This window comes from Kaistella sp. PBT33-4, assembly GCF_029194425.1.
Classification (GTDB): domain Bacteria; phylum Bacteroidota; class Bacteroidia; order Flavobacteriales; family Weeksellaceae; genus Marnyiella.
On record NZ_JARFYL010000003.1, the window covers coordinates 191,229 to 211,028 of the forward strand.

The 19,800-nt window shown below is 44.6% G+C and carries 19 protein-coding genes; 8 read left to right on the forward strand and 11 right to left on the reverse strand.

From position 1 onward, the window contains the following. The first annotated feature begins 12 nt into the window (after positions 1-12). Entirely contained in the window at positions 13-651 is a 639-nt protein-coding gene (locus P0M11_RS06890; protein WP_275625335.1) for an alpha/beta hydrolase-fold protein, read from the forward strand. A gap of 124 nt (positions 652-775) precedes the next feature. Here the strand turns inward: P0M11_RS06890 and purE are convergent, their stop codons facing one another. Continuing rightward, positions 776-1,279 (reverse strand): 5-(carboxyamino)imidazole ribonucleotide mutase, encoded by a 504-nt coding sequence (purE, locus tag P0M11_RS06895; RefSeq protein ID WP_275625018.1) that lies wholly within the window; start codon positions 1,277-1,279, stop codon positions 776-778. Between the two features lie 91 nt (positions 1,280-1,370). Here purE and P0M11_RS06900 point away from each other — a divergent pair, with 91 nt between their 5' ends. Next, entirely contained in the window at positions 1,371-2,276 is a 906-nt protein-coding gene (locus P0M11_RS06900; protein WP_275625019.1) for an EamA family transporter, read from the forward strand. Here the strand turns inward: P0M11_RS06900 and P0M11_RS06905 are convergent. Beyond that, complete coding sequence (locus P0M11_RS06905; RefSeq protein WP_275625020.1) at positions 2,263-3,372, reverse strand: 5-(carboxyamino)imidazole ribonucleotide synthase; 1,110 nt, start codon at positions 3,370-3,372, stop codon at positions 2,263-2,265. The genes P0M11_RS06900 and P0M11_RS06905 overlap by 14 nt on opposite strands. Before the next feature lie 170 nt (positions 3,373-3,542). Between P0M11_RS06905 and P0M11_RS06910 the strand changes: the two genes are divergently transcribed. Continuing rightward, the gene (locus P0M11_RS06910) at positions 3,543-4,634 is read left to right on the forward strand and encodes an endonuclease/exonuclease/phosphatase family protein (RefSeq protein WP_275625021.1); all 1,092 of its coding nucleotides are present in this window, start codon (positions 3,543-3,545) and stop codon (positions 4,632-4,634) included. A gap of 25 nt (positions 4,635-4,659) precedes the next feature. On the opposite strand, the gene P0M11_RS06915 is transcribed toward P0M11_RS06910, so the two are convergent. The 7 genes from P0M11_RS06915 to P0M11_RS06945 are packed head-to-tail and all read right to left on the reverse strand — an operon-like array spanning position 4,660 to position 11,761. After that, on the reverse strand, positions 4,660-5,037 hold the full coding sequence (locus tag P0M11_RS06915; protein WP_275625022.1) for a VOC family protein: 378 nt from the start codon (positions 5,035-5,037) through the stop codon (positions 4,660-4,662). Between the two features lie 11 nt (positions 5,038-5,048). Next, positions 5,049-6,107 carry a diphosphomevalonate decarboxylase gene (locus P0M11_RS06920; protein WP_275625023.1) on the reverse strand — a complete coding sequence of 353 codons (1,059 nt, stop codon included), beginning with the start codon at positions 6,105-6,107 and terminating at the stop codon, positions 5,049-5,051. A 19-nt stretch (positions 6,108-6,126) separates the two neighbouring features. Continuing rightward, positions 6,127-7,899: a long-chain fatty acid--CoA ligase gene (locus tag P0M11_RS06925; protein ID WP_275625024.1), complete on the reverse strand. Its 1,773-nt coding sequence runs from the start codon at positions 7,897-7,899 to the stop codon at positions 6,127-6,129. A gap of 8 nt (positions 7,900-7,907) precedes the next feature. Continuing rightward, entirely contained in the window at positions 7,908-8,918 is a 1,011-nt protein-coding gene (locus tag P0M11_RS06930; protein WP_275625025.1) for an NAD-dependent epimerase/dehydratase family protein, read from the reverse strand. 22 nt (positions 8,919-8,940) lie between these two features. Further along, a complete protein-coding gene (locus tag P0M11_RS06935) occupies positions 8,941-9,729 on the reverse strand; it encodes an alpha/beta fold hydrolase (RefSeq protein WP_275625026.1) in 789 nt (262 codons plus the stop codon). 43 nt (positions 9,730-9,772) lie between these two features. Beyond that, positions 9,773-10,492, reverse strand: coding sequence for a pyridoxine 5'-phosphate synthase (locus P0M11_RS06940; protein WP_275625027.1), 720 nt, complete (start codon positions 10,490-10,492; stop codon positions 9,773-9,775). 12 nt (positions 10,493-10,504) lie between these two features. After that, the gene (locus P0M11_RS06945) at positions 10,505-11,761 is read right to left on the reverse strand and encodes a mechanosensitive ion channel domain-containing protein (protein ID WP_275625028.1); all 1,257 of its coding nucleotides are present in this window, start codon (positions 11,759-11,761) and stop codon (positions 10,505-10,507) included. 178 nt (positions 11,762-11,939) lie between these two features. Between P0M11_RS06945 and P0M11_RS06950 the strand changes: the two genes are divergently transcribed. From P0M11_RS06950 to P0M11_RS06960, 3 genes are all read left to right on the forward strand, one after another. Then, a complete protein-coding gene (locus P0M11_RS06950) occupies positions 11,940-13,130 on the forward strand; it encodes a lacto-N-biose phosphorylase central domain-containing protein (RefSeq protein ID WP_275625029.1) in 1,191 nt (396 codons plus the stop codon). Between the two features lie 77 nt (positions 13,131-13,207). After that, complete coding sequence (locus P0M11_RS06955) at positions 13,208-13,696, forward strand: DUF456 domain-containing protein (RefSeq protein ID WP_275625030.1); 489 nt, start codon at positions 13,208-13,210, stop codon at positions 13,694-13,696. A gap of 10 nt (positions 13,697-13,706) precedes the next feature. Then, positions 13,707-14,297 carry a hypothetical protein gene (locus P0M11_RS06960; protein WP_275625031.1) on the forward strand — a complete coding sequence of 197 codons (591 nt, stop codon included), beginning with the start codon at positions 13,707-13,709 and terminating at the stop codon, positions 14,295-14,297. Here the strand turns inward: P0M11_RS06960 and P0M11_RS06965 are convergent, their stop codons facing one another. Further along, a complete protein-coding gene (locus tag P0M11_RS06965) occupies positions 14,298-14,942 on the reverse strand; it encodes a uracil-DNA glycosylase (RefSeq protein WP_275625032.1) in 645 nt (214 codons plus the stop codon). Positions 14,943-15,157: 215 nt separating this feature from the next. Here P0M11_RS06965 and P0M11_RS06970 point away from each other — a divergent pair, with 215 nt between their 5' ends. Together P0M11_RS06970 and P0M11_RS06975 are read left to right on the forward strand one after the other, a co-directional pair. Further along, positions 15,158-17,305, forward strand: coding sequence for a DNA mismatch repair protein MutS (locus P0M11_RS06970; protein ID WP_275625033.1), 2,148 nt, complete (start codon positions 15,158-15,160; stop codon positions 17,303-17,305). Positions 17,306-17,367: 62 nt separating this feature from the next. Next, complete coding sequence (locus tag P0M11_RS06975; RefSeq protein WP_275625034.1) at positions 17,368-18,645, forward strand: DUF2130 domain-containing protein; 1,278 nt, start codon at positions 17,368-17,370, stop codon at positions 18,643-18,645. Between the two features lie 44 nt (positions 18,646-18,689). On the opposite strand, the gene P0M11_RS06980 is transcribed toward P0M11_RS06975, so the two are convergent. Beyond that, positions 18,690-19,703 carry an LLM class flavin-dependent oxidoreductase gene (locus tag P0M11_RS06980; protein ID WP_275625035.1) on the reverse strand — a complete coding sequence of 338 codons (1,014 nt, stop codon included), beginning with the start codon at positions 19,701-19,703 and terminating at the stop codon, positions 18,690-18,692. Positions 19,704-19,800 lie beyond the last annotated feature (97 nt).

Sequence of the window (19,800 nt, forward strand, 5' to 3'; positions counted from 1 at the left end):
AGAAAATATTCTATGGACCTTCAGTACCTTATACGCGAACCTCAGCATATCACTCCGCAAACCACCATTCTGTTTCTTCTCCATGGCTATGGCAGCAATGAACAGGATCTGTTCTCTTTTACGCCTACCCTACCCGAGGACTGGATTGTAGTAAGTTTTCGGGCGCCACATTCCACTGAGTATGAAGGTTTTTCGTGGTATGATATCGATTTTATGGATTCTGAAAAATTTGTGGATACAGCACAGGCCAATGCGTCACTGAACGGCATCCTGGACCAAATGCTCAGAATATCCAACCAATATGGACTCACCGACAACAAAACACATTTGTGTGGCTTTTCGCAAGGCGGTATCCTAAGTTACGCACTTGCCCTGCGTTTACCTGAATTATTTTCCAAAGTAGCCTGCCTGAGCTGTTATCCTGAAGAAAAACTTCTGGGAGAAATTGTTAAGGACAAGAAAAAACTGGAACACCTGCGTTTCTTTATCTCTCATGGTACCGACGACACTGTTATCCCTCTGGAGTGGGGCCGCAAAGCCGCAGATCTGTTATACGACCTGAGCTGCTATTTCACTTTCCGCGAATATATGAGCGGACACGGCGTGAACCAGAAAAATTATATGGACCTGATGGACTTCTTCAAGAAGTAAACAAAAGTGGACTTCTCCACGCTCATTATGAGAAGCCGTCTACTATTGCCCTCAAATTAATTTTTATTCAAGAATGGAAACAGAATAAGCCGTGATGACCGCTGTCTTTTGGGACGGTTGCCGGCTATTTGTCGAAGTTGTTAGGATGGCTTTTGCTGATTTCATCCACCGTTCCGAGAACCTTGTCTTTAAGTGATTCCTGGTATTTTTCAAGTCTTTCCGCAACGGATTCGTCGGATGCACCAATGATCTTGGCGGCCAGGATTCCCGCGTTCATGGCACCGTTCAGCGCGACCGTAGCCACGGGAATTCCGGACGGCATCTGCAGAATTGAAAGGATTGAATCCCAGCCGTCAATGGAGTTGGAGGATAAGATCGGAACGCCGATTACAGGAAGCGTGGTACAGCTCGCCACCATTCCGGGAAGGTGTGCGGCACCGCCGGCACCGGCTACGATTACCTTAAGTCCACGGCTTTTTGCAGATTTTGCGTAGTCGAACATGCGTTCCGGAGTCCTGTGTGCCGAAACTACTGTAAGCTCATAGTCTATATTCTGTGATTTTAAGAAATCTGCTGCCTGCTGCATAATGGCCAGATCACTCTGGCTACCCATAATTATTCCGACCATACCGAGAAAAAGATATTTATTTTGAAGCCTTAAAGTTAGGAAAATTTAGGAAAAGCGGCGGCATGACGTGGGGAATGGCTACTTTTGCAGCGTGAAAATCAGTGCAGATATCCGGCTTATCTTAGCAGTACTTACCATTGCCATCGTTTGGGGAACCACCTTCCTTGGTATAAAGATCGGCGTGGAGACCATCCCGCCCTGGTTTGTAGCCGGCCTGCGGCAGTTGCTGGCAGCGATAATTTTGCTGCTTTTCCTGCTTGCGCGCGGACAGTTAAAATGGATCGGACGACGAAATTTCATGGTGCAGATCACCCTTTCGTCGCTGATGCTGATCGTTGCCAACGGTCTTACCACTGTGGCCGAAGCCCATATATCGAGCAGTCTGGCCTCCCTGGTGAGTTCAATGTCGCCCATAGCGGTTTTGCTTTGCAGTGTTCTTTTCGGACTGGAAAAATTTTCTTTCCGGTCTCTGACCGGGATACTTTTCGGCTTTAGCGGGGTGCTGTTTATTTTCTGGAACGGAATGTCCGATTTTGCAAACCCTGATTACCTTTTCGGCATTATCCTGCTTTTTCTTGCCATATTCGGTTGGGCAGGCGGAACTGTTTACACGAAGAAAATTCAGTTCCGTAATGACAGTCTTTTCCTGAACCTCTTTTACCAGTTTGCTTTTGCGGGAATTGTGCAGCTAATCATTGCTTTCCTTTTTTCTGAAGCCACCGATTACCGTTTATGGTCGGCCCGAAGTATTGCAGCAACGGTTTATCTGGCCTGTTTTGGCTCAGTGGCGGCTTATTTTGCTTTCAATTATGCGCTTAAGAGGCTACGACCGACGCAGATATCAATGCTTTCCTACGTTAATACAGGTATTGCCATTTTTCTGGGCTGGCTCGTGCTGAATGAAGAAATCACCGTGAAGTTTATTATTGCAGCGATACTCATCATCACCGGGGTCATCATCATGAACTACCGTCCCGGAATGCTTAAACGGAAGTAACCTTCACCATGGACTTTATGCGGATCAGTTTCTCCAACAGCTCTTCACGGCTGTCTGCTAATACATTGATGTGACCCATTTTTCGTCCGGGTTTCGTGCTGGTTTTTCCATAAAGGTGTACATAAGTCTGTGGCAGTTTCATCACTTCTTCCAAACCTTCATATTTTACTTTGCCGGAGTGGTTTTCATCGCCTACAAGATTCAGCATGCCCGAGTAACCCGTTGCATCCGTATCAGCCAGAGGTACGTTTTTCAGGATCCTGCATAACTGCTCAAATTGCGAGTTGGCATTTCCTTCCTGTGTTTGGTGACCGGAATTATGCAGCCTGGGCGCAGTTTCATTTACCCAAACCTTACCTTCTTTATCAAGGAACAGTTCAATAGCGAACAGGCCGGCAGAGCTGGCAGCTTTCGTGAACTGCGCAGTTATTTCGGCGATCTGTTTCTCCACATCGTCAGAAATATTTGCAGGGCAAATATTGAAATCCAGCAGATTCAGTTTGGGATCGGCCACCATTTCAGTTACGGGAAATGTTTTCGTTTCGCCGTCTTCGCCAATCGCCACAATGATGGAAAGTTCCTTTTCAATATCGACAAGAGCTTCCAGTACCGAGGGTACATTCCAAAGCTTATGCAGATCGTCTTCCGTACGTATGACCTGAACTCCTTTACCGTCATAACCGCCGGTATTCATTTTCTGAACAAAAGGCAGCGGAAAGTCTGCTTCGGATTTCTGCTGAATAATCTGAAAGTCCGGACTTGGAATATTGTGTTTTTGGTAAAATTTCTTCTGCAATATCTTCTGCTGAATGATCTGGATGATTTCCGGGCTTGGGCAAACCCTGATGCCTGAGGCTTTAAGTTCATAAAGCGCATCTACATCAACATGCTCGATTTCAATGGAAACCACATCCTTTCCTTTCCCAAAGTTGAAAACCGTCTCAAACTCATCAAACCTGCCCTGGGTAAAACCGGATATAGTACTGCATGGCGCGTCGGCTGCGGGATCAAGAGTAAACCATTCGTCGTCGTATTTCAGACCTTCCTGAATTAACATCCGTCCCAGCTGTCCGCCACCTAATATCCCGATTTTCATATTTTAGAATTTTATTGAAGAAGTATGAAAGCTGCCGGATTAAAAAAATAACGTGCCGGCACCGCAAAAATACGAAAGGAATCCCATAGGCACCAAGGTCCTGACTGAATTAAATTGAACAGAAAAGCTTTAAATGCGGGTTTTTTATTTTACTTTGCAACTATTAAACTATGGAACTGTTTCTAAACGTCTTTTCCGGACTTCTTATACTGCTGAGTGTACTTCCTTTTATTAAGAATCAGCATTGGATTTTCCGCGTGCCGGAATTTATGAAAATACAATTGCTCATCCTGCAGGCTGCAGTTTTTGGGTTCAGCATTATTCTGGTCACTAAAGATCTCTGGTTCTGGATCCTGAATATCACCCAACTAGCGCTTATGTGCTATCATCTGTATGTTCTGATCCGGTATACTAAATTCTATAAGCGAAAGAAACCTTCAAAAACCTCACATTCATCTTCTAAGGTAAAGATACTGTCTGTAAACGTGCACCAGTTCAACACGGATTACAGCAGATTTCATGAACTCATTGTAAAACATCAGCCTGATATCTTTATTACAATGGAGACGGATTCAAAATGGGAAGAAGCGAACCGCAAACTGGAAAAAGATTACCCCCACACCCAGAAGATGACACTGGACAATACCTACGGCATGCACCTTTATTCCAAAATGCCGCTGCAGAAATCAGAAATCCACTTTTTTGTGGCAGAGGATATTCCCAGTTTCGAGTCGCATTTCCGGACCGAAGACGGGCGGGATTTTATTGTATTCGGTGTACACCCGCCGCCACCCAGTCCGACCGAAGAACGCACCTCCAAAGAAAGGGATGGTGACCTGCTTTGTGTGGCCAAGAAAATCCGCGGAACAAAAACACCAACGCTTGTCATTGGCGATTTCAATACCGTGGCCTGGTCGGATACCTCGATTCTTTTCCGCAAAACCAGCGAGCTGATTGATGCGCGTGTAGGCCGGGGAATCCTGGCAACGTTTCACGCAAAATACTGGTTTTTCCGTGTACCCCTGGATTTACTCTTCCACAGTTCGCATATCTTTGTAGACCGGCTGGAAACTCTGGAACATATCGGTTCAGACCACTTCCCTATTCTGTGCGAATTTCATATTGATCCAATGGCGAAACAGGTGCAGATAGACGAAGTGAAGACGCTGAAAGAGGAAGAGAAAGACGTAGTGGATGAGCTTATAGTTGAAGGCAGAAAAGAGGAGTCGGACAACCGGGACCGAACCGAACATCCGCACTAAGAGGGGTTCGCATTCTAACCGCTTTCTAAGCTTCATAAAATTCTATGGGCAAACCGTCGGGATCCTGTGTGAAAAAGAATTTCTTTCCGGTATATTCATCCGTCCGGATTTCTTCACAGCGCTGGCTTTTACCCATCAAATCATCACGTTTTGCCTGAAGATCTTCTACACTGAACGCCAAATGCCTGAGTCCGCAGCTTTCGGGACGTGACTGACGGGGCGGGGGATCAGGAAATGAAAAAAGCTCAATTACATACTGATCACCGATGCCCAAATCCAGTTTATAGGATTTTCGCTCTGCACGGTATACCTCACGCAAGACCTGAAGTCCTATAACTTCGGTATAGAATTTTTTGGAAACTTCATAATCTGAGCAGATGACTGCAATATGATGGATTTTCATCAGATGCTTCTTTACAGGAACGTCATCACATCCTTCACTACCCCGTTATTCTGGGTATGCTGAAGTAATTCAGCCCTAATAAATTCCTTTATTTGGTCTTCATCGCCGTTGTTTGGGAAAAGGAGATGAACATTTGCTCCGGCATCCAGCGTAAAAAACAGTTGTAAACCTGTGGACTTCCGGAATTCCCATATTTTGTTGATGACAGCCAGTGTTCCGGTTTTCATGAGGATAAAAGCAGGCTCACTCATCATCATCATTGCGTGAAGGGTCAGTGCTTCGTGCTCCACCAGCTTAATGAAGCCTTCCATATCTCCAGTTCCCAGGATTCCCTTCAATAATGTAAAATTTTCATGCGCCTCCTGAAATCTGCGCTCCGCGTAAGGGTTCGTGTTCATAAGCCCATGTCCTACAGTGGAACTTACCGATTTTTCACCCTCGTGAATCAACAGCACCCAATCATTAAAATCTTTGAACACAGAATGCACCTCACTGTCGGGATAGCGAACTGCGAACAGGTCACTGCTTGCATCCACCTCCGGCGTTTTGCCCCAAACAACAAGTCCGTCATAAAGGCTTCTGCAGGCGCTGCCGCTGCCCAGCCGGGCCAGGAAACTTGCTTTCTTTACTTTGAATTCAGTTCCGTTTTCTCCGGAGAATGCATCATCAACTTCCATCAGACATTTGGCAACGGCACCAAAACCTGACGCGGAGCTGGCGATTCCGGAACTGTGGGGAAAAGTATTCTCTGTCCTGATAATGTATTTCCCCTTCAGGATCCAGGGCAGATAAGGCTCAATGCTCCGGAAATATTTCTCCATTTTTTCAGCGAATTTCAGTTCTTCTTTTCCTGCCAGGAAAGTTTGAACTGAAAACCCCTCGCCTGCTAAAAACTCAAGTTCGGTATTTGTCCGGCAATGATTCAGGGTATAGCTGATGCTTGGATTAGCGGGAATCTGCCCGGCATATTTGCCCCAATATTTGATGAGTGCAATATTAGACGGACAGCTGGCTGTAACCGTAATGTCTTTTATATTAAAGGTCTTTTCTGATAAAAATTCTTTTTCCATTATTTATAATCCTTTGGATTTAACCCATTTTAGCATCGTACATGCCTTCAATAAGCGATTCGTACTTTCTGAGTAAAATATTCCTCTTTATTTTTAAAGTTGGGGTAATTTCACCGGCACCAATTTCGAATTCCGACGGCATCAGTTCAAATTTCTTCACTTTTTCAAAGCCGGGAAGGCCGCTCTGTATCACTTCAAGTTTCTGATGATAGAGGTCTTTAATCTGCTGAAGGTTCACAATTTCGCTCCATGATGAAAATGGAATTTTAAGTTTTTCCAGCTGCTGTTTCAGGTTTTCAAAATTGGGCACAATGAGCGCGGTCACATAGGGCTTACCTTCAGCCACCACCATCACTTGTTCGATAAGACTGTCATTGGACAGCAGATTCTCGATAGGCTGCGGGGCTACATACTTACCGTTGGAGGTTTTCATAAGGTCCTTTATCCGGTCTGTAATCGTAAGGTTGCCCTGATCATCAAACTCGCCGGCGTCACCTGTCTTAAACCAGCCGTCTTCAGTAAAGACTTCCGCCGTTTCCCGGGGTTTGTTATAATAGCCTTTCATAATACCGCTTCCCTTTGCTAAAATCTCATTGTTTTCGCCGATTTTAAGTTCCGTATCGCCCAGAGGAATACCCGCCGAGCCGTGCCTGTACTTTGTAAACGGAAAAGCAGTAAGTGTAGCTGTAGTTTCGGTGAGTCCGTAACCAACGGTCATGTGCATTCCGATTGCATCGAAGAAACGCGTGACTTCCGGCGATACCGAGGCTCCACCACAGGGCATAAACCAGAGTTTGCCGCCCATCTTATTCTTTATTTTTGCGAAAACAAGACGGTTGGCAAGGGCATTTTTCAGTCTTAAGCCAGGCGATATACTTTTCTCCAGCCGCCTGCGTTCAGCCATTTCAGTTCCTAGATCCAGCGCCCAGGCGAAGATTTTCTTTTTAAGCGGAGACCCTTCCTGCACCATATCGTGCACACCGGAATATATTTTTTGGTAGAAACGCGGTACCGCGCACATCATAGTGGGTTTTACCTCCATGAGGGTATGCGCGATCAGTTTGGTGTTTTCCAGGAAAGTCACCTTGGCACCACCCGAAAGAGAAAGCAGCGTCCAGCTCCTTTCGAAGACGTGGGTAAGCGGCAGGAAAGCCAGCGAGTGCTCCCTTTCAAAATCCCGGAACTTAAAAAAATCGAAATGTGCTTTGAAGCACTTTTGGAAGTTACCGTGGGTTAGCATTACGCCTTTAGGCACACCGGTTGTTCCGGAGGTGTAGATAAGGGTAGCGAGATCATCCTCTTCTTTTGGGCAAATCTCAAATTTAGGCGAACTTTTTTTGATGAAATCCTCAAAATAGGAGCTGCGGTCTTTCTTGATCCAGTCTCTCTTTTTGGCCAGAATAATATGTTCCAGGGACGAACCCTCTTCCATGATGGCGTAACAGGAATCATACTGCTCCTGATTGCCTGCCAGCACCAGCTTTGCTTTGGAATCATTCAGGATGTAGGCCGCCTGTTCCTTATTGTTGGTTGAATATACAGGTACGGTAACTGCGCCCAGACTCAGGACAGCAAGGTCCATGGTGATCCATTCTGCAGAATTATCTGAATAAATAGCTACACAATCGTTCTCGCCGATTCCGGTTTCGCGTAGTGCGTTCGCCGTTTTGAAAACCATATCACGGAATACCGGCCATTTCAGTTCTTTCCATTCTTCCCTTACCTTAAAACCTATTGCGGCTTTATACGGGTAGTTTCTTGCATTGACATTCAGGAATTCAGCGATATTCATCAGTGATATTATAGTTTATTTTTATGCGAAATATAATTCGAAAGGTGAAATTCCAGACTTTCATTCACCGGAATAAAATCCCGGTTGAGTTGCTCGGTGATCTTTTTATTGGAAACATGACTGCGGGACCTCACTGTCTGCAAATTTGTCCTGTTCATTATACGCAGCGCCGGGAAAAGGCCTCCAAAAATAAGCTGTAGAAAATAACCGGCATCCAGGATAGTTCCTGATAACACTTTCGGATTCGGCTTGCCCAATCTACGGCGTACCCTGGAAGCAATATCCGCATACGTACGGTTTTCAGAACTGACGATAAACCTTTCACCGAATATATTCTCTTCCATCAATCGTACCGAAATTTCAGCTACGTCGCGCACATCAACATAAGAAGTGCTGCCGGGCATGGCATAAGGAAATTTTTCAATCGTTTTAAAAAGTTCTCCACTGCTGGCATTCCAGTTACCGCTGCCCAGAATAATGCCGGGGTTCAGAATTACAGTATTTAAGCCTTCTGCCGAAGCGCGCCAAACCTCCATTTCCGACAGGTGTTTGGAAATGGCGTAATGTGAGTGGTTGAGTTTGGGATTGAAATCTGAGTCTTCATCCATCAGCCCTACCTCATTCAGACCGTCCAGGACTGCTACTGAACTGATAAAACAGAAGTCCTGAACTGAAGAATTTTCGCATGCATAAAGCAGATTGGCAGTTCCCGTTACATTGGTGCTGTAAATTTCTTTCTCATCGGTAGGATAAAAACTCACCTTCCCGGCACAGTGATATACGCTGCTAACCCCCGTTACAGCGGCTTCCAAAGAATGAATATCATCAAAATCAGCATCAATCCACTCAATTTTGTCAAAGTATTCATCAGGACTGTCGGTGTAGTAACTGAAGGACTCTCGGACTTCGTCCAGATCGCTTGAAGGACGCTTCGCAGCACGCACCTGATATCCCCTGTTAAGGAGTTCCAAGACAATGACCCGGCCCAGAATTCCTGTTGCGCCTGTAACTAAAACCATATGTTGCTTTGATACTTTTGCATCAGTATTTTTTAATATCGAATATGAAATCCTTAACGACTTCATTGAAATCGGTTGGGTTTTCAGCCTGGACCCAGTGTCCAGCGTTGGCAATGGTCACTACAGAAGAATGAGGAAACTGCTGTTTTATCTGAAACTCGTCCTGAGGCAGGATATAGTTGGATTTGGCACCACCGATAAAGAGCGTTTCACCGGTAAACACCCCAAATTTAATGGCATTGGATACAAACTGGTCATATTTTTTGGAAAGCGTATCCAGGTTAAAACGCCAGGCTAATTTTTTATCTTCGGTCCAGTATAGGTTTTTAGCCAGAAACTGAATGACTGAGGGTTCAGGAATATATTCCTTAAGTGCATCTTCCACTTCCTGTCTTGACGTCACCTTTTCAAAATCAACAGTCTGGAGGGCTTTAATGATGCCCTGATGGTGCGGGGGATAAGCCTTGGGAGCGATATCAACCACAATCAGTTTCTCTACTTTTACCGGATATTTCACAGCAAACTGCATCACTGCCTTACCACCCAGGGAATGCCCGAGAAGATTTACCTTTTCCAGCTTATGTGCTTCCATATAGTGTGCAATGTCATGAGCAAGATCGTCATGGGACATATCCTCGGAGTGGAAACTTTTGCCGTGGTTTCTTAAGTCGACAAGATGAACGGGAAAGAAATCGCCCATAATCTTTCCGAAACTGGCCCAGTTGTCCAGCATTCCGAAAAGACCATGAAATACGAGCAATGGGATTCCGGATTTATCCTGTCCGTATATCTTCGAGTGGAGAATATTCATTCTAAAAAATTTTGATTCAAAAATAGCAATAAAATTGCCCCTGTTACCACTTAGCCAGCCTTTTCAGATAGGCCTGAACTGTATTTTCCATGCCCATGTAAAGTGCTTCGGAAATTAAAGCATGTCCAATGGACACTTCCAACAGTCCCGGCACAGTATCTGCGAAATATTTAAGGTTTTCAAGACTCAGATCATGCCCGGCATTGACACCAAGGCCAGTTCGGTTTGCTACTTCGGCAGTCTTCACATAGTGCTCAACAGCCTGCTCCCTGTTAATCAAATAGTTTTTTGCATACGCTTCGGTGTAGAGTTCAATCCGGTCGGTACCTGTTGCGGCGGCATATTTCACCATTTCAGGATTGGGATCCAGAAAAACTGAAGTGCGAATGCCTGCGTCTTTAAATTCCTTGATTACTTCTGTCAGAAAACCACCGTACTTTATGCAGTCCCAACCGGCATTGGAGGTTATGGCATCATCAGCATCCGGCACCAGCGTTACCTGTTCGGGTTTAATCTCGAGAACCATATCAATAAATGCCCGGTGGGGATTTCCTTCAATATTAAATTCGGTTGTAACCAGAGGTTTCAGGTCGTACACGTCGCGGCGGGTAATATGCCTTTCATCCGGTCTGGGATGGATGGTTATTCCCTGCGCACCAAATTTCTGAAGTCTCACAGCCGCTTCGGTGACACTGGGCAGTTCGCCGCCCCTTGCATTACGGAGCGTGGCAATCTTGTTTATATTTACACTAAGTTTTGTCATCAAAAAAATCCTTTAAATTTTGGTAAACTGCATCACTTCCAGGTCAAATTCGCGCGAAGCCACCAGCAAATGATCGAATATATCTGACTGAATTTCCTCATAGTTCACCCAAACTGAATCGTTGGTAAAGCAGTAAATTTCCAGTGGCATACCCTGCGGCGTGTTTTCCAGCTGACGTACCATCAATGTCCCTTCCTGATCGATATGGGCACTGTTTTTTAAGTAGTTGAAAGTATATTCGCGGAATACACCAATGTTGGTAAGCTGACGGCCGTTTATAAGTAGGTCGGAATTCTGCAGACCTGCACGTTCGGCGGCAATTTCTTCTTTCTTAATTTTAAGGTAATCGGCCACTAAATTTATTTTGGACAGCTTTTCTATATCTTCAGGACTAAGGAACCTGAATGATTTGATATTGAAACTGATGGACCGCTTAATACGTCTCGTATTACTTTCGGACATTACCTGCATGTTCTTGATCTCGGTGGATAAAAGATCGTAAGTAGGTATCGTAGATTTTGTCTTATCAAAATTCTGGATCTTGGTGGTCAGCAGGTTAATTTCTTCAATGGTGCCTTCCAGGTTGTATTTTGGGATGCCGATCCAGTCGCCCACCTTCAGGTTTTTGGATGTTGCAACATGAAGACTGGTCATAAAACCAAGAATCGTATCACGGAAAACGAGTACCAGAACGGCGGTTATTGCTCCCAGACTTCCCAGAATGGTCGTTCCCTGGATGCCGAAGATTACCGAAATCAACACCACAATGAAAATGAAAATACCTATCGTTTTTAGGGTTTCGGAAATGGCTTTCAGCGCGACGATCTTGTAATAATCCTTTTTGTAGAAAAAATAATTCTCTACAGCCTTCATTGCCCGCAGTCCCATTCTGGCTACCGCCACAATTGCAACTACGTTATACACCCTGTGCAGGACACTGAATGTCTCCTTATGATAAATGCTGAAAAAGGCCGTAAAAAGAATGTTACCCAGCAGGAGTGCAATTATATTGGCTACAGAGCGTGTAATTCCCGAAGTATGCACTGCTTTCAGGAAAGGATACTTTTCTCCGTCACGGTAACTCGAGAAAATTGGAAGCAGAATCATTTTTATGAGAAGATCCAATGCAATTACGATCCCGAACAGCATCAGGAACTTTATGAGCACCTGCACTTCCCAATGATCAGAAATATTTTCCGCGATAAACCGGTGAATGGTCAGTACCAAATCGGCCAGTAATGTTTTGGTTTGCTGAATTTCCTCTTTCATTCAAGCAAATTTACTAAATATTAAACATCACAGTCACTTAAGGCAAATCACATTCAAATACTTGATTGAAAAAATCAATAACAATTTGATGGTATTCAAACCTGTTAATTAAGCTATTGTTAATATTTTATTATATTTGTTATTCAAATCACAATCATTAACTTTTAAAAATCATTCTATGAAAAAAACAATTTACCTTTTTCTGAGTATTATGCTGCTGTCACTGTACGGCTGTATTCGCAGTGACGACAATATTGTTGAAGTAACCAATCCCACTCCGGTAAGCACCAAAAAAGGCAGCGTGAGCGGCAAGGTGATGGCTAAGAACGGAATTAAGCCAATAGGCGGAGCTCTGGTATTCACCTTCGACAGTCAAAACAAAATTTACCGCACCTTCTCAAATGCAGCTGGCGATTTCACACTGGAGGCACCGGAAGGGCAGCGCACCATTCATATCCAGACGGGTGATGGGTCAAACTTCCGCTCCGAATTCACAATCAACGTACCGAAATCCGACAATGTTGTTGCCCCACTGAACGTAACCAAACTCAATCAGGTGGCCAATATGGCCTATGTGAAAGGCAGTTATGATGAAATTGAAGATATCGTGACGGGCCTTGGTTATCTGGTGACAGAAATTGATTATAACGACCTGAAGGTAATGAGCACACTATCGCAGTATGATGTTATTTTCCTGAACTGCGGCTCACGTGGCCAAAGTCATTCCGGTACTTCAACACCAAATAATGACACCGAAATCTACGACAACCTTGCAACTTTTGTAAGTAATGGTGGCAGCCTCTATGCATCAGACTGGGACGTGGCGTACCTACTGGGTGGGAATAACAACACACCGGCCTGCAATACCGCCGGCGGTTTTATCCCGGATGCATTGATGTGTTCCACCAGTACAGGTTCGGCTACTACTTATACCAACTGTGCTGTGAGCAATGTGAACCTGGCAAACGCTTTAGGTTTCAATACGCTGGACATCCAGTACGATTTAGGTTCATGGCAGAAAGTCATCAATTACGATGCAGCCTTCTGGGAAGTATTGGTACAGCGTAATAATGAAGCACTTATGCTTCGTACCAATAAATTCCACAGCACTGGCGCACCTGCCATGCCTGTCGGAAACTCGGCGAACAGTGGCTGGATTACCATTTGTCATGACGACAACGGAACGCCCGTTACGCTAACCATCAATCAAAATGCACTTCAGGCTCACCTGGGTCATGGTGATTCCGTAGGCTCATGTACAGGTGTTTCAACAAGCGGAAATATCTATTATACCACATTTCATAACCATGCAACTGGCAATATTGGAAATACTGCCCCCATCCTTCAGTATGTAATTTTAAATCTTTAAATAAAATTATCTTACTGCAAAACGGAGAGCGGCACTTAAATGGCTGCTCTCTTTTTATTCATCAATTATTATACAATATGGATTACGGACTTATATCCCTCATAAGTATTATACTGCTTGTTCTAGGAATAGCAGGCACCATTCTGCCGGTTCTTCCGGGACTTTTACTAAGCCTGTGCGGTGTGCTCATCTATAAATTCGGGACAGGTTCAGATCTTTCTATGGCCTATATCTGGATATTTTCCCTCCTTACGGCAGCTTCCATAGTGCTGAATTACGTGATACCTGCCAAAACCAACCGAAAGTATGGCGGCACCCGTTGGGGAAGCATTGGTTCTGTAATCGGAACTTTTGTTGGTTTCTTCCTCCCCATCCCTTTTGGTTTTCTTATCGGAATGTTTGCCGGAGTCTTTATCGGTGAGTTACTCCATGATGCCGGCGACAGGAAAAAAGCCTTTAACTCTATGAAAGGTGCATTCATTGGCTTCATCATCGGTACCGGCTTTAACCTGATGGTTGGTGTGGCAATGTTTTTGGTTGTATTGTGGGACATCATTAACCCCTAAATATTAACCAATGTACAACATACTTCTCACCGGAATTATATCGCTTTCAATATTGGCATGTTCTGCACAGGAAAAACATCTTCAGGAAAAACAGCCACTTCCTGAAACAAAAAAGAGCAATGTCACAAGTCCTGCAAAGGATACAGTAAAGAATACCGATACCAATATCCCTAAAGAACCCAAACGGGTTGAAAATAAAGAAGCTGCAGCAAAAATTCAAAAAATGGAAGGTGTTCTGTACTTTAAAGAAGGAGAATCCATGTTTCTCAAAGATCATGATATGACTTTCACCTTCACAAAGATGCTGGAGGACAGCCGCTGTCCGAAGGAAGTAAACTGCGTCTGGGAAGGCGTAGCGACAGCAGAGATTGAACTGATGGGAACCTATACCCGTCCGGTTAAAGTGAAGCTATCCACACAAAGTAATCCGCAGCGAGGTTATGATAACAAAGCTTTCTTTAACGGTTACAGGTACACCCTGGTAGAGGCGAATCCCTACCCGACTGCAGGAGCAGGATTTGCGGCAAATTCCGGAAAATATGTCATTGGAATTAAAGTTGATAAAGTCGCACAGAATTCGGTAGAGCCCTCTGTAAGGTAATTACCATTGGATCTGGGGTTGGCCGTGGCGAGCAAGCCAAGTGTTAACCTGCGAAAAGGGCCGGCTGCCGTAAAATCCGCGGTAGACCGAAAATGGTGAAGGATGCGCCGACTTAATAATCAGATGTTTGGAGGAATCGATAAGTTCCTCCTTTTTTTGTGCGAAGGCACCCCATAAAACAAAAACAACTTTTTCTTTTTTGGCTGAAATCTCACTGATGATGAAGTCTGTAAATCTCTCCCAACCTAAATCCTTATGCGAATTTGGCGAGTGCGCCCTAACCGTCAGCGTGGCGTTGAGCAGAAGTACGCCCTGCGTAGCCCAGTCTTCCAGGTCTTTGCGGGTACGTTCAATTCCTAAATCAGTCTGGAGCTCTGTAAATATATTCTTTAAAGATGGCGGCGCAGCAACACTTTCGGACACCGAAAAACAAAGACCGTTGGCCTGTCCGTCATTATGATAAGGATCCTGACCGAGAATAACGACCCTTAGCTCATTAAACGGAGTAAGTTCCAGGGCACGGAAAATCTGTTTTTTGGGCGGAAAGCATTTTGTATCTGCATATTCTGACTGCACATCCTTCCAGAGCTGTTCGAAGTAGGTTGAGTTTTTTATGGGTGCAAGTATTTCTTTCCAGTCCGCCATTTGCTTATAATTTGACTGCAAATTTGCAGATTTTATTTTGGTAGTTGCCAGGTTGTCCGAATTTTGTTGAAGTATGTAGTGCACATCCCCAATTGCAGGCCAGAAATTTTTAGGGAATATTCTTTGATGTTAAGTTACGGGTTTAACGGTGAGTTTAGGTAATTCATATCGCCTGCGGCCAGCCTTACCTACAACTATTAACTTATATTTGCACTGTGCTGATACAACAAGAAGATTTAGACGAATTGGAATTCCCCGCGCTTTTAGCGGAAATTGCTCCATTTGCATACTCTCACAAAACGCAGGACCGGATTATGGAGCTGCGTCCAATGGCGATAGATGATGCTGAGCTTACGCTTAAGAAAACTGCAGAATTCCTCACCAGTTTTGAAAGTCATAACATCATTCCGTTTAATGAATTTGAAGATATTGACGATGAGCTGAAACTTATGGTTATTGAAAACTTCCGGCTGGATGCGAAATCTTTTATCAAAATAAAGAATATTACGGCGCAGATTGGAAGGCTGCAAAAATTCTTACCCAATTTCGAGGAGACCTTTCCGCATCTGACGGCTGAAATCAGGAAACTTGAATTCCGCAAAGAAATCATTGACAGGATTGACAAGGTCTTTAACCGGTTCGGCGATGTAAAAAGCGACGCTTCTACCCTACTTAAAGAAATCCGGACCGAAATACAGCATTCAAGAAAAGCCATTCAGGAAAACTTTAACCGTGCCCTCACCACCTATGGGCAAAGTGACTTCCTGGATGAAATACGCGAGACCATTATTGAAGATCAGCGTGTATTGGCAGTAAAATCAGGCTTCAAGAAAAGAGTTCCGGGGCGGGTTTTGGGAATTTCGAAAACAGGTTCCATTACTTACATTCAGCCGGAAAGTGTGCTGAAGCATTATTTTAAGCAGCGGGAAAGTGAGGAGGAGGAAAAAAAAGAAGTGGACCGCATTCTGCGGAGACTGACGGCTGAAACGGCAGAATTCCAGCCCCAACTCAGCGTATACCAACTGTATCTGTTCGATCTTGATCTTACTCGCGCAAAAGCAAAATTCGCTGAGCAGATTAACGGAATCCTGCCCAAAATAAACCGGCATCCTACCCTAAGACTCAGGGAGGCTTATCATCCGCTGCTGTTCTTAAGCAATAAAGCAGAAGGGAAAAAGATATTTCCCCAGACGCTGACTCTTACCGAGCACAACAGGATCCTTTGTATTTCCGGACCCAATGCCGGCGGAAAATCCATCACACTAAAGACGGTGGGTTTACTACAGCTTATGATTCAGAGCGGTATCCTGGTCCCGGCGCATCCGAAGTCGGAGATGTTTTTCTTTGACAAAATAATGACGGATATCGGTGACAATCAGTCTATCGAAAATCACCTTTCCACCTATTCATCACGACTGAAGAAGATGTCGGGCATCATTAAGGAAGCCGACGCCAAAACACTGCTGCTCATCGACGAATTTGGAACCGGTTCGGACCCTGAATTGGGTGGTGCCCTGGCCGAGAGTTTTCTGGAATATTTTTACGGAAAGAAGAGCTTTGCCATCATCACCACCCACTATACCAACATTAAACTTGTTGTGGAACAGCTGCCGAATGCAGAAAATGCCGCCATGCTTTTCGATGAGAAGAGTCTGGAACCACTCTATAAACTGGAAGTAGGTCAAGCCGGCAGTTCATTTACTTTTGAGGTAGCCGAGAAAAATAAAATCCCACAGTTCATCCTGAGATCTGCCAAGAAGAAGGTTGAAAAGGATGTGGTGAACTTGGACAAAACCATTGTAAAACTGCAGCAGGAAAAATTTGAGGTAGAGAAGCTTCGCACCAATCTTTCGGAACAGAAAGACTCGGTAACTGACAAACGCGATCATTTGCAAAAACTGAATGAGCAACTGCAGCAGAAACTCTTCAACTTCCAGAAACTGTACGAGGAAGAGCACCGCAAGCTGCAGTTCGGAAATAAGATTGAAGGCTTTATAGATGCCTATATGAAGGGGAAATCCCGGAAAGATGTTGTGCGCGATTTTGTAAAGATTCTGGAGCAGGAGAAATTCAGAAAGCTGGGTACGGATAAGGATGAATCCAAAAAACTGCAGGTTGTAAAGCGCAAAATTACCCAACAGTTAAAAAAGGCTGATATCCAGGAAAAAATTGCGGAAGCCCACGAAAAGATTGTTGAAAGGAAAAAAGAAGAACGTGAATTATGGCTAAAACCCGGCCAGCGTGTTAGGATCACGGGCAGCACAAGTGTGGGAACTATTGAGAAAGTTTCCAAAAACAAAATAACCGTAAATTACGGCACTTTCAAGACGACAATCAGCGCGGATGAACTTGAAAGAATTTAGCCTGGTTCAAATCCTGAATTCCCTAATAATCCTTAGCTTAGCTTCACTTACTACTGAATAACATGAACGAAATAATCTGCCCCCACTGTAACAAAGCCTTTAAGATTGATGAAGCGGGATTTGCCGATATTGTGCGGCAGGTGCGCGACCACCAGTTTGAACATGAACTTAAAACCCGCCTGGCGCTGGCCGACCGCGAGAAAGAAAGTGCCGTAAAACTGGCGGAGGCTCAGGTACGGCAGGCACTTCAGGAGAATCTGGCAAAAAAAGACCGCGAAATCTCTGAACTTAAAGCTCAGAGCGAAGTCGCTCTGGCCGAAAAGATTAATCAGAAAGAAGCTGAAATCCTGAAACTGAAATCCATCATCGATAATGTAGAGATTCAGAAACAACTGGCCGTTACTGAAGCTGTGCAGAAGATTGAAAAGGAACGCGATGCACTGGCTCATGAGGTGCGGACCAAGGATCTGGAGAAACAGAATCTGGAAGGATCCCTGAAACAGCATTTTGCCACCGAACTTCAGAATAAGGAAGCCATCATTAAATATAAAGATGATGAAATAGCCCGCATTCGTGATATGAAACTCAAACTCAGTACCAAAATGCTGGGCGAGTCCCTGGAGCAGCACTGCGAGATCGAATTCAACAAACTTCGCGCTACGGCTTTCCAGAAAGCCTATTTCGAAAAAGACAATGACGCCCGTTCCGGCAGTAAAGGTGACTACATCTACAAAGAGTTTGATGATGCAGGCAATGAAATCATTTCGATTATGTTCGAAATGAAAAATGAATGCGACGCAACAGCTACGAAAAAGAGGAATGAGGATTTCCTGAAAGAACTGGACAAAGACCGTAATGAGAAGAAGTGCGAATACGCTGTTCTTGTTTCATGCCTGGAGGCAGAAAGCGAGTACTATAATTCCGGTATCGTAGACGTTTCCCACCGTTACGGCAAAATGTATGTGGTAAGACCCCAATTCTTTATCCCCATCATTACCTTACTCCGCAACGCGGCCATGAACTCCCTTCAGTACAAGGCTGAACTCGCCCTGGTGAAAAGCCAGAACATCGATATTACGAACTTTGAGGAGAAAATGAACAAGTTCAAGGAAGGATTTGCGCGGAATTATGATCTGGCCAGCCGAAAGTTTAAGGATGCTATAGACGGCATTGACAAAACCATCCATCAGCTTCAGAAAACCAAGGAAGCACTGCTTTCTTCGGAAAATAACCTCAGACTTGCCAATCAGAAAACTGAGGATCTTACGATCAAGAAACTTACGCACAACAATCCCACTATGAAGGCTAAGTTTGATGAACTGAAAGAGAATCCGTCCTAAAATCCTAATCTCTTCTAAGGTATCAATTAAAAATTGTCAGCTGCTTAATTCCCATTATTTATTTCGGTCATAATTTCCGAAAACAGATGTGCGGATTTGAGCCTATCCTGAAGGTTGAACATTGTAGAAACAACGATGAGTTCATCTACGCCGGTTTCTTCCAGGAACTGCCTGATTTCCCTTTTCACAGTTTCGCGGCTTCCCACAAAGGAGTATTTCAGCATTTGCTGCACCGCCGGATGATGGAACATCTCCTCCAGATCGTCGGTCATGGGTCCGGGCGGATAAAGCGGATCTCTGGCACCAGTCAGGATTCCGATGAACATTCTGATTAAAGAGGTGAAAAGTTCCTGCGCTTCTTCATCCGTATCTGCTACATACACATTGACTCCCGCAATAGTGTAAGGCGCCTCCAAAAATTCGGAAGGCTGGAATTCGTCGCGGTAAATGCGGAGCGCACTATGCAGATGCGTGGTAGCGAAATGGCTGGCAAAAGCATATGGCAAACCTTTTTGAGCCGCAAGATGCGCACTGTCAGTACTGGAGCCTAATATATAAACCGGAACGTCAGTCCCTTCGGCCATAGGCACGCGTACTTTAGCGGTTTTATTGTCCGCTGAAAAATACTGCTGGATCTTTGCCACCTCTCTTGGGAATGAATGTGCAGCCTGCATAAAATCCGAACGGATCTCACGGGCGGTTTCCTGGTCTGTACCGGGTGCACGGCCTAGTCCCAAATCAATCCGGCCCGGATAAAGATGCGCCAGTGTACTGAACTGTTCAGCAATGATAAGCGGGGCATGATTCGGAAGCATGATTCCGCCGGAACCCACTCTAAGTTTCGTGGTGTTTTCGGCTACATAACCAATAAGGACCGAGGTAGCGCTGCTACCTACGGACTCGGAATTATGATGTTCTGCAAACCAGAATCGCTTATAGCCAAGTTCTTCGGCCTCTTTTGCCAGAACCAGAGAGTTGTTTAGCGTTTCCTTAAAACTTTGTCCCTGCGAAACGATCGCGAGTTCCAGGATTGAGTATGATATTGTTCGGTTATTCATATTTATGATTTTCTGTTAAGTGAAATGGTTCTGCAAATTTACCAAAATTAACTTACTTTTGTATAGTGCTTTCCGAGAGGCAAGTACTATCATTATA